The organism is Ureibacillus sp. MALMAid1270 (assembly GCF_049202975.1).
Classification (GTDB): Bacteria; Bacillota; Bacilli; order Bacillales_A; family Planococcaceae; genus Ureibacillus.
The window spans coordinates 126162-136360 of the sequence record NZ_JBMIRP010000059.1; the positions used below are offsets into that span (position 1 = coordinate 126162).

Here is a 10199-nt window from a genome sequence, read left to right on the forward strand (position 1 = left end):
TTCTAGTAAATTGGTTAAATAACTAGCAAAATAGTAGTATTTTTTGTTTAATTTCACTAAAACTCCTATCATTTCATTGTTTGATACTTTAATATAGAAAGAGAATATTAAACTAGTTACATCGCAACTAGAGTTATTAAATAGGGAGATGATTGAGTGAAGAGAAAGATCACTGCTGTTTCTTTAGCAGCATTTTTAGTACTACCACAACTTACACCAACAACAGCATCAGCAGAAGATATCTCAAAACATTGGGCAGCTACAGAGATGAATTACCTTATTCAAAAAGATATTTTAAAAGGCGATCAGTACGGTAATTATTTGCCAAAGGAAAATGTTACACGTGCTCAATTTGCTACGTTTATAGTAAGAGCATTAGATTTACCTTTAGTAACTACACCAGCAAATTATAAGGATGTTAAAGACGGCCAATGGTTCTATGATTCAATTAACATCGCCTCTTATTATGGAATTATTAAAGGTGATACAACAGGAAAGTTTAATCCAAATGCGAATATTACTCGTGAAGAGATGGCTGTGATGATTAAAAGAGCAATGGATTATTTAGGGATAACATCAACATCATCATCAGTTACTTTTTCTGATCAATCCAAAATTGCACCATGGGCAGTATCTTCAATTCAACAAGTAGCCTCAGTTGGAATTATTGAGGGAAATCCAGATAGATCATTTGCTCCAAAAGCGAATGCAACTCGTGCAGAAGCTTCCGTCATTTTATACCGTTTATTAAATCCTAATGATGTAGGTATCAAGATTGAAACAACATCGTATTCACACCAATTTTCAGATGTCGTTTCACGCCAAGCAAAAAATTCACCTAAAGTGGATGGTGCTGGTAAATTTACCGCAACCGATGCTCTTGTAGCATATTATTTAAATCCAAGTAACTTTAAATTGGGTACACCAGAGTATTATCAATTTTTAAAACTCTCAACTCCTGTGAAAAATCTTAGTGAAAATGTAGTCAATGAAAAGATTTTATATGGGAAAGGTATTTTAGCTGGTACAGCTAACTCATTTATTAATGCTGGGAATACTCATCAAATTAACGAAATCTATTTAATCTCTCATGCATTACACGAAACTGATCTTGGACGTTCTCCATTAGCAAATGGGATTGAAGTTGGTTTAGATATTAACGGTAATCCTGAAATGGTAACGGATGAAAACGCTAGTAGCTTACACAGTATTAAAAAGACTTATAATCTATTTGGAATTGGTGCAATTGACTCAAATCCAAATAAATACGGTTCCGAAAGAGCTTATAAAGAAGGATGGTTTTCTGTTGATGAAGCGATCATGGGCGGGGCGAAATTCGTAAAAGAGAAATATATTGGAGTTGGACAAGATACACTTTACGAAATGCGTTGGAATCCAAGCAATCCAACAGTTCACCAATACGCTACACATGTAATGTGGGCATTAATTCAAGCACAAGATATTGCTGAATACTACGAAATCATTGATGCACAAAATTCAGTGCAGTTAGTTTTCGACGTTCCTGTTTATGCTGGACAACCTGCTTCCTCTCCACTTCCTGCAGGTCCAAATCAATATGCTGTATTAACTGAATGGCAAGGTGCTGAAGGAGTTATGACAACTTCTGGTGTGAATTTCAGAACATATCCAAAAACTGGAATTGATTCTAACATTATTTCTAAACTTGAAAAAGGAACAAAGATTTCTGTACTTGGAAGTAATGGAGGATGGTACAAAGTTCGTGTGAACGGAACTGAAGGTTGGGTTTCTTTTGAATACGTTGAACTTACGAATGTTCTAAAAGTAAGTGATATGGCTGAGTATGCTATTAAAACTTTAAATGTAAGAAGCGAACCAAACACTTCTAGTTCAAAAATCGATAGCGTCAAAGCTAATTCTTTAGTTGTTGGTGTTAAAGATTCCAATGGAAACTTTGTAAAAGAAAACAACTGGTATAAAGTAATTGTAAACGGCAAAACTGGTTGGGTTTCTGGTGATTATGTATCAGAAGTAACATCAGAATCTAAATAACAATCAAGTTCTTGCAAATATAATAAAGTATTTAAAATAATAAAAAACGGCCCAAGTAATTTTACTCTTGGGTCGTTTTTTCATGTTTGATAAATTTAGTAAATTTAAGATTAAAAATCAAATGCATTTTAACTTTTCACGCATGAAATCTACTATTTGTTCAATGATAAAATATATTCCTGCAAAACCATTTATGGTATGATTGGTTGCAGTATAAAGGTAATTAATGAAAGGTTTGAATACACAATGAAATTTGTAACAATTATGGATGTTCCTTTTTTACATACGACTCAAGAAGATTTTGTCGCATTACTTGAAAAACGAATCGAAAACAAAGAAAAAACCTTTGTCATTACGGCAAACCCCGAAGTCGTAATGAAAGCTAATGAAGATCAAGAACTGATGAACATTACCAAACAAGCAACTTATATATGTGCTGATGGTATTGGTATCGTAAAAGCTGCAAAAATGCTTGGAAATCCTCTCCCAGGTAGAGTAACTGGTTATGATACGATGATTAGGCTTCTTGAAGTTGGTAATGAGAAGCGATATAAAATATTCCTAATAGGTGCACAAAAAGAAACAATCGAAAAAACAGTTGAAAACATTCATGCAACCTATCCTCAGGTTGATATCGTCGGATACCAGGATGGCTATTTCGACTGGAATCAAAACAATATTGCAGAAAGAATATCTGAATTAAAACCAGATCTTGTTTTTGTTGCACTTGGTGTTCCAAGACAAGAAAAATGGATCTCTCAGAATATAGGGAAATTTGATTTTGGCGTTTTCATGGGTGTTGGTGGTTCTTTTGACGTTATTGCAGGAACTGTGAAACGCGCTCCTAAAATATGGCAAAAATTAAATCTTGAATGGCTCTATCGCCTGCTACGCCAACCTAGTCGCTTTGGAAGAATGCTTGTACTTCCAAAATTCGCTTTAAAGGTTAGAAAGCTTAGCCGTGAACGTCAGGGGCAGTCAAAATGAGTAAGTCTACTTTTGTAAAAAGCACACTAATTCTTACTGTTGCTACCCTATTATCTAAAATTTTAGGAAGTATCTTTCGAATTCCTTTACAAAATATCGCAGGTGATGAAGTCCTAGGTATTTTTAGTATGGTTTATCCCGTGTATATGGTAGCACTTTATCTATCTGTTGCAGGGATTCCGGTTGCAATCTCCAAATTAATCGCCGAAGTAAATGCCAATAATGAACCGCATAAAGTTAAGGAAATTTATGTGACTGCAAGTATTTTAGCACTATCTTTTGGTGTGCTTAGCTTCTCCATTATTTACGGTTTTTCTTCGAGTATTGCAAATGCACTTGGAGGTCCATCAACTCGTATTGCACTCATAGTTGTTGCAATTACCTTGTTAGTCGCTCCTTATATGGCTGTATATCGTGGATTTTTCCAAGGTTTTGGAATTATGCAACCAACAGCCATTTCACAAGTTCTTGAACAGTTGATACGTGTTGGATTTATACTTATTATTGCCTATGTACTTGTTTCATTGAATTATTCAAATGAAATAGTCGCGGGTGGAGTCATGATTGGCTCAGTATTCGGTGCGCTAGCGTCATTAGTTTATCTGCGTATTAAATTTGCCCGTTCTTCTAATAGAGCAAAATCAAGCGTGAAGTATACATTCGGAGTTTTTACATCAAGGAGTAAAATCATATTAAAATTATCGATTCCAATTGCAATCGGTTCAGTTATGATGGCATTATTTAATTTCGTTGATTCATTTACAGTTACTTATAGTCTACGTAATTTAGGTGTAGTAGATAATGAAATCAACTACTTATACGGGATTTATGGACGTGGACAAACATTGGTTCAAATTGCCACGGTTTTTGCAACCTCCATTATTCTACCGTTAATACCCCTAGTTACTAAAAAGTTAGCGGAAAAGGATTTACTAGGTACACGTAACGTAATAGAACGTACTCATCGAATGACACATCTTATTTCTTGGCCGGCTGCGCTTGGTTTATTTGCATTAACATTGCCGATCAATTTGGCTTTGTTTACGGATTTAGAAGGTAGCACGATGTTAGCCATTATTAACATAAGTTCCGTATTTACCTCGTTAACAATTTTAGGTACTGGTATTTTACAAGGAATGAATGGTGAAAAAATCGCCGCAACAATTATTATTGGCGGTGTATTATTAAAAGTACTTGCTAACATTATCCTTATTCAAGCTTATGGATTAGATGGTGCAGCTCTTTCAACTTTATTGGTATATATTTTGTTATTTATTGTAAATTCACTATTTATTTTCAAAAGAATTCGTTATTCTATTATCAATCGACAAGTCGTTATGATTATTATTTCGTCTATTGTAATGGCTATTATTGTAGGTATTCCAACATTACTGTTCAATTTACATAATTGGTCAAGGATCTTTGCATTATCATATGTATTTGTTGCAATAGTCATTGGAGGAATTATTTACATGGCCTTATTACTGATTACGAGAACGATTACTAAGCAAGATTTGAAACAACTTCCTATCATCGGAAAAAAGTTCAAATAACTACGAGAGGATGAAACATATATGTTGAAACAGAAATGGTTATGGTTTGCTGTAATTCTACTACTTATCATTTCTATACCTGGCCTTGCAAACAGGTGGAAAGTGGAAACTTCAAGCACAAATTACGAAATTATTATTCCTTATAGCGAAATAGTCTATGTTGCAGATAATAGCGACTTAACTGTAGATGATGTCCTCTCAACTTTAAAAGAAGCAGGACTTACAACAGTTAGTTTAGAGGCTGCTTCATTAGAAGATATGGAAAAGCAAGGAACTATTTCAGTATACGAGGAACATGAATTAGCAAGTTTACTCCGTTTTACACCTTACATTGATGAATTTGATGTTGAGAAATTAGGTTTATATATCAGTGTACCGAAGGAGTCCGAAACACAACAATTTTTAAAGGAAACGATTCAACCTGAAGAAGTTGAGATTGGTGGAGAACAATTCTATTTCCTTCCAAAAGATAATGGGCATTATTTAATTGACACTCCAATTGGATATAACCAATCATCAATTGAAAAAATTAATAAACACGGCCTATTCCATGTATTCCGTGCTAAAAATAGCGAAGAGTACGTGAATGAAAACATCGTTGATCAACTTGTTACGTTAAAAAACGATCGCGTATCAGGTATTTTAGGTTCAGGCACAGAAACAATTGGTTTTGGACACTCAAATCAGGATGATTTAATAAAAAAACTACAAGATGCTGGTTATTACTATTATTCTATTGAAGGTAATATTCTTAAAGGTGAAGAAACATTCGCCAGAAGCACGAAATTCGATATTATTCGTTTACTTAGTATAGATGTAAATAAAGAAACATCATTAACTGTATCTGATAGTATCGATCGTACCATCCGCGCTTTAAAAGAACGTAATATTAAATCCATTTTTTATCACATAAGAACAAAAGGTGTTGCAGAAGATAATTTAAATGAAGCAACTGAATTTTTAAAAGGTGTTCAAGAAAAAATGCCATCTAGTTTTACAGCTGGCGCACCTAAATTGTTTGATAGAATATCTATTCCTGCATGGGTAACAGGAGTTATTTTACTAGCTGGAATTCTTTATACATTTTTAGTTTCTGAATTACTAAAGTCAAACATTTTACGTATTCTCATGACTGGATTAATGGCACTATTAGCTATAGCATATTTTGCGCTAGATCGAATTCTTTTCTTACAAGTTTTTGCACTAATCATTGCCTGTATAACACCAATTTATGCTGTAGTAAAAGCATCAAATGGTTCAACTCGTATTAGCAATATATTCCTTCAATATGCAAAAGCTGTTGGGATAAGCTTAATCGGGATTGCAATCGTTATTGGTTTATTAAATGGAAATGGATTTATCACCGGGTATGATGTCTTTAAAGGAGTCAAGCTCGTATATGTGATTCCGATTTTAGGAATCGTTCTATTTGTATTTTTTGCTTGGACTAATATTGCTTCTGGTGGTATGAAAAACGGGCTAAATCAGACCGTTACATTGTTGAATAAAGAAGTGAAATATTGGCATTTAGTATTATTTGTCATTGCTGCTGGTATCGGATTATTTTACATTAGTAGAACTGGAAATACAGGTCCTGTAAGTAATTTGGAGTTGACGTTCAGACAATTACAAGAGGATATTCTATATGTACGACCAAGAACAAAAGAATTTTTAATTGGCTTCCCATTCTTTGTATTAGCACTTTATGTAATGGGTAAAAACCGTAAATGGGGTATGATTTTCCTTATTCCTGGTGTGATTGGATTCTTATCGATTGTAAATACATTTACACATTTACACATCCCTATCGGAATTTCCCTACTTCGCACTTTATATAGTGTTGTTCTAGGATTTGTTATTGGTCTTGTTTTTATCTTGATCTACAAAATTGTGTGCAAATTTATATCAAAAGCAAAAGCTAAATGGACTTCCTCTTTATAATCTAAAAGTAAAACTTTTTAGTAAATTCAACATGCAAAAATTTAAAGATTGAGGTGGTTCTAGTGCATATTGTTCTATCTGGCTATTACGGATTTGATAATGTTGGAGACGAAGCCATTTTGTACTCTATTATCCAGGCATTCAGAAAGTTGAACTCTGATATTGAGATCACTGTACTTTCCAATAACCCAGAAGTAACTGCTAAAACTTATGGAGTTAAAGCTATTAATAGATGGAAGATTAAAGAAGTTAGTGCAGTGTTAAAAGAATCCGATGGTTTAGTTAGTGGTGGAGGTAGTCTGTTACAAGATAAAACTGGGTTAAAATCGATTCCATACTATACAGGAATCATGCGAATCGCAAAAAAACACAAAAAGCCAGTCTTTATTTACGCACAAGGTATGGGCCCAATCGATAAATGGATTAGCAAATTTATCATAAAACACATGTTAAACAAGGTAGATAAAATCACAGTAAGAGATATAGCATCTAGAGAATTACTTGAACAGATAGGTATCAAGAAGGAAATTACAATCGTCCCTGATCCAGTGATTGGCCTTAGTGGTAATGATTTTAAGAGTGAGTGGTTGAATGTACAGCCTTTTAGTTCGTATGTTTCGGTGAGTGTACGTGACTGGCCATCAACTGTTCCATTCATGCAAAAAATTGCTCAAAGTTTAGATTTACTTGTACAAAGTGGAAATACAATCATCTTTGTACCGATGCATGGAGAACATGATGTAAAAGCCTCTCAAGCTGTTGCTAATTTGATGAATGAGAAAAGCGTCATAGCACCTGGTGATTTATCGATTGAAGAAAAAATTGCAGTTATCGGGAAATCTAAATTGTTAATTGGAATGAGACTACATTCATTAATTTTTTCCGCAATCCAAAATACACCTTTTATTGCCATCTCATATGATCCTAAAATTGATGCATTTGCACAAATTGTAAATCAGCCTATTATTGGACATGTTGAGGCAGATACGTGGACTGGACAACAGTTGTTTGACTTAGCTTCGGAAATGTTAACTAATGGAGATTTGCTGCAAGAGGAGATTCATACTCGTGTAGGAACGCTGCAAGGTGAAGCTATTAAAACAGCAAGTCTTGCTTTGGAACTATTTAATTCAAAGTTATAGAGATGAAACCGTGGGCCTGTGCCCTCGGTTTTTTCATACTCCAATTGTTTACATTAGTTAATCTATTGAATGATTTACAATTTTTACGAACTTATATGAATAGATATATCAATTTTGGAAATAATATCAATAATCAGCAGAAGGTGGGATACGAATGAATACAAAATTTTTCTCATTAAGTAAAGAAGATTGGATATTCGGGATTATCAGTTCTGGTATTGTTGTTACGATTATTCATTTTTTTAACTCATAGCGAATATAAATTTTGTTTTTTGCCATCTAAAATGTTAGCTTTCCCCTCCCTAAAATTTTCTGATATCCGTCTTTCTCAACCTTCTATTGAACAAGTAAAAGCACCTCTGATTTTTAAAAATCGAGGTGCTTTCTAATTTTGTTGAAATATCATGCTGTCATTTCCTCCGTATGAGCCGTTTATGAAGTCTATTATAAGACGAGCATATATAACGGCTTTACAAATGTTCTTCTCTTCAAATAACTTTATAAAGATTAACCACTTTTTGATTTGTATTTCTCTTTCTTCACAACTAAATCATAGAATAATGCTTCATTTCGTTCTGCTAGCGCTTCATCGATTAGACGTTCAAGGTTTCTCTCTTCAAGTATCGTAATAATACCGTCAATTTCCTCTTCTTCTTTACTCGTAACAAGATTTACCGTTTCTTTTTGCGTTACCGCTTCATCGATAATTGGCATTAAATGATCGTGAACATCAGATTGAACAAGTAATTGATAAAGTGGATAACGAATAAAGCGGTTTCCGCGCTGAAAAACAAATATCTCTGATAGATTTTCAATTTGCATCGTATTCAAATTAATAATCATCTCTTTCCCATCCACTGGAATAAATTGATACAACTCATTGTCTTTCATGATGGAAAAATATTGATAAGCAAATACTAATCGTAAATTGTTATCGGTTACTTTCGTATAGAAAGGCTTCATATATTGAACATGAATCATCTTTCTCCTCCTAATAATAGAAGTTTTTTGAAACTGGATTTAACATATTTTTAACTTAACAATTGTAAGCAAATTAACGAAATGACCCATTTTGCTGATGAAAAATTGCTTACACGATTTATGTGTATTTTGACTTTTCAAGTGTACAAAATATCCATTTATTCATTTATACGATTGTAAGTTCCTGATAATGATATGTTCCCCAGACTTTTCATCTTTCAAACTTCAACAGAAGAGCGAATTTTGTCTAATATAGGAATTTCATGTTTTCAAACTAAAACTTTTTACTTTTAGTTAATTGATTTTATATATGTGAAGTGTTTTTTGGTTTGTAGTTTTATTAATGGTTGTCCATTCGAAGTGGTTCGATCTAATGTAAAATTGAAATCTTACTTTACTCCATCACTTTTTTTCTATTGATGAAATAAGTCCGAGATGAAGGTGATGTATGTATTGTAAGGAATTTCAAAATGTTAAAGACTTTATGTTTCATCGTTTCTCTTGTTTCGAAGATTAAAACCCCTTCTTTAAAGTCAAAGATGAGTAAATCATAAAGTACTCCACCTACAGAAATCCCTTTAAATTTTTTGTATAATTCCCTTGATGTATATTGTGCACGACATCGGTACTCAACATCTTCAAATATAGTAAAAGTCCATTGAAAGTCAGATTTACGTAATTGACCAATTGTCGACGGCGGTATCATAATTTCATACCTTTTCAATTGCGGTTCCTCCATTCAAATATGTAATTATACTATACTCCTTCAATATACTATTCTACTCAAATTTTATCAAAATTTGTAAATCCCTTCGTGGTGAAGTATTTTTTCTCTTCGCTCTGAGGGGATATTAATTTTCTTATTAAGAGTTCGCTAAATTTATAAGAAAATAGTAGGAAATGGTGAGAGAATGAAGAATGAGGTTTCGAAATTTGGAAAGCATTTAAAGGAATATCGTGAAGAATTAAATATTAATCAAAATGAAGCAGCCTATATGCTTGGAATTATTCCAAATACATATTCCAACTATGAACGCTGTGAACGTCCAATTCCTATGGCATACCTTCCAATAATTAAAGAAGTATTTCAAATTCCAGATGATCGGTTCTTGGACATGCTTCTTGATCGCCCTCGCCGTAAAACTAGAGAGTCCGCTGAAGAAGCAGCAATCCGGTTAAAGGATATGCGCGAAAAGTATATAACAGGCGTAACAGATTCCTTATACGATCTTATCAATGACTCTTCAGAACTAAGACAACTACTAGGCTTTATCTCAACAATGGATTCAAAGAAACGTCGATTGTATTTAAATGGACTAAGACAAATTCTCGTTGTATATGATGATTTACTCAATGCTCAGTTAAGTGATAGAACACCTGACGATGAAGATTCTATTGAATAATAAATAAATTATTAGAATAAAATGGGGCTGTCCCATAAGTGGAGATTTTTCCACTAGGGGCAGTCTCGTTTTGTTTAAAAATCAAAAAAATTTATTAAAGAAAAAAATCGTCTCCTTTTCTATAATTGTAAGTGACGAAACAAACAATTGGAAAGGTGAGA

At 33.4% G+C, this 10199-nt stretch carries 8 protein-coding genes; 6 read left to right on the forward strand and 2 right to left on the reverse strand.

Going from position 1 to position 10199, the window contains the following annotated elements:
- Nucleotides 1–156 precede the first annotated feature (156 nt).
- The 5 genes from ACOQFO_RS07825 to csaB all read left to right on the forward strand — a co-directional run bounded on the left by ACOQFO_RS07825 (nucleotide 157) and on the right by csaB (nucleotide 7654).
- On the forward strand, nucleotides 157–2031 hold the full coding sequence (locus ACOQFO_RS07825) for an S-layer homology domain-containing protein (RefSeq protein ID WP_421689127.1): 1875 nt from the start codon (nucleotides 157–159) through the stop codon (nucleotides 2029–2031).
- Between the two features lie 246 nt (nucleotides 2032–2277).
- On the forward strand, nucleotides 2278–3018 hold the full coding sequence (locus ACOQFO_RS07830) for a WecB/TagA/CpsF family glycosyltransferase (protein WP_421689128.1): 741 nt from the start codon (nucleotides 2278–2280) through the stop codon (nucleotides 3016–3018).
- The gene (locus tag ACOQFO_RS07835; RefSeq protein WP_421689129.1) at nucleotides 3015–4571 is read left to right on the forward strand and encodes a putative polysaccharide biosynthesis protein; all 1557 of its coding nucleotides are present in this window, start codon (nucleotides 3015–3017) and stop codon (nucleotides 4569–4571) included. Before ACOQFO_RS07830 ends, ACOQFO_RS07835 begins: the two co-directional genes overlap by 4 nt.
- A 21-nt stretch (nucleotides 4572–4592) precedes the next feature.
- Nucleotides 4593–6512, forward strand: coding sequence for a DUF5693 family protein (locus ACOQFO_RS07840; RefSeq protein WP_421689130.1), 1920 nt, complete (start codon nucleotides 4593–4595; stop codon nucleotides 6510–6512).
- A gap of 62 nt (nucleotides 6513–6574) precedes the next feature.
- Nucleotides 6575–7654 carry a polysaccharide pyruvyl transferase CsaB gene (gene csaB, locus ACOQFO_RS07845; protein WP_421689131.1) on the forward strand — a complete coding sequence of 360 codons (1080 nt, stop codon included), beginning with the start codon at nucleotides 6575–6577 and terminating at the stop codon, nucleotides 7652–7654.
- 507 nt (nucleotides 7655–8161) lie between these two features.
- Here csaB and ACOQFO_RS07850 read toward each other — a convergent pair.
- Together ACOQFO_RS07850 and ACOQFO_RS07855 are read right to left on the reverse strand one after the other, a co-directional pair.
- On the reverse strand, nucleotides 8162–8635 hold the full coding sequence (locus ACOQFO_RS07850; RefSeq protein WP_421689132.1) for an IDEAL domain-containing protein: 474 nt from the start codon (nucleotides 8633–8635) through the stop codon (nucleotides 8162–8164).
- Nucleotides 8636–9029: 394 nt separating this feature from the next.
- Nucleotides 9030–9359: a hypothetical protein gene (locus ACOQFO_RS07855; RefSeq protein ID WP_421689133.1), complete on the reverse strand. Its 330-nt coding sequence runs from the start codon at nucleotides 9357–9359 to the stop codon at nucleotides 9030–9032.
- A 187-nt stretch (nucleotides 9360–9546) separates the two neighbouring features.
- Here ACOQFO_RS07855 and ACOQFO_RS07860 point away from each other — a divergent pair, with 187 nt between their 5' ends.
- Nucleotides 9547–10038, forward strand: a complete 492-nt coding sequence (locus ACOQFO_RS07860) for a helix-turn-helix domain-containing protein (protein ID WP_421689134.1) — start codon at nucleotides 9547–9549, stop codon at nucleotides 10036–10038.
- Nucleotides 10039–10199 lie beyond the last annotated feature (161 nt).

Coding starts and splice junctions, on each gene's coding strand:
- ACOQFO_RS07830 (WP_421689128.1), top strand. CDS start 2,278: ATGAAATTTGTAACAATTATGGATGTTCCTTTTTTACATACGACTCAA.
- ACOQFO_RS07860 (WP_421689134.1), top strand. CDS start 9,547: ATGAAGAATGAGGTTTCGAAATTTGGAAAGCATTTAAAGGAATATCGT.
- ACOQFO_RS07835 (WP_421689129.1), top strand. CDS start 3,015: ATGAGTAAGTCTACTTTTGTAAAAAGCACACTAATTCTTACTGTTGCT.
- ACOQFO_RS07840 (WP_421689130.1), top strand. CDS start 4,593: ATGTTGAAACAGAAATGGTTATGGTTTGCTGTAATTCTACTACTTATC.
- ACOQFO_RS07850 (WP_421689132.1), bottom strand. CDS start 8,635: ATGATTCATGTTCAATATATGAAGCCTTTCTATACGAAAGTAACCGAT.